Origin of the sequence: Tritonibacter sp. SIMBA_163 (assembly GCF_046535935.1) — a bacterium.
Classification (GTDB): Bacteria; Pseudomonadota; Alphaproteobacteria; order Rhodobacterales; family Rhodobacteraceae; genus Epibacterium; species Epibacterium scottomollicae.
The window spans coordinates 1-260 of record NZ_JAWJBP010000698.1; the positions used below are offsets into that span (position 1 = coordinate 1).

Sequence of the window (260 nt, forward strand, 5' to 3'; positions counted from 1 at the left end):
GGGGTGGACATTACCTCGCAGCAACAGGCTTTCCATTATGCCAGCCAGCTCGTGGAAAAAGGCGTCGAACATGTCGTGGTCTCCATGGGCGGTTCGGGGGCCATCTACGTTTCCCAAAACCATCGCTACCAAGCTCAGGCACCAAAGGGCAAGGCCGTCAATACGGTTGGTTCGGGAGACTCACTCGTATCCGGATTCATCGCTTCATATATACAGCATCAAGATCCAAAACGAGCTTTCCAGTACGGTGTCGCCAGCGG

Annotated in this window: 1 protein-coding gene; it reads left to right on the forward strand. The window is 54.6% G+C overall.

Annotated elements, in window-relative coordinates:
• Positions 1-260, forward strand: a 260-nt coding sequence (locus R0J92_RS24120; RefSeq protein ID WP_411053542.1) for a PfkB family carbohydrate kinase, incomplete at both ends; no start/stop codon positions are given.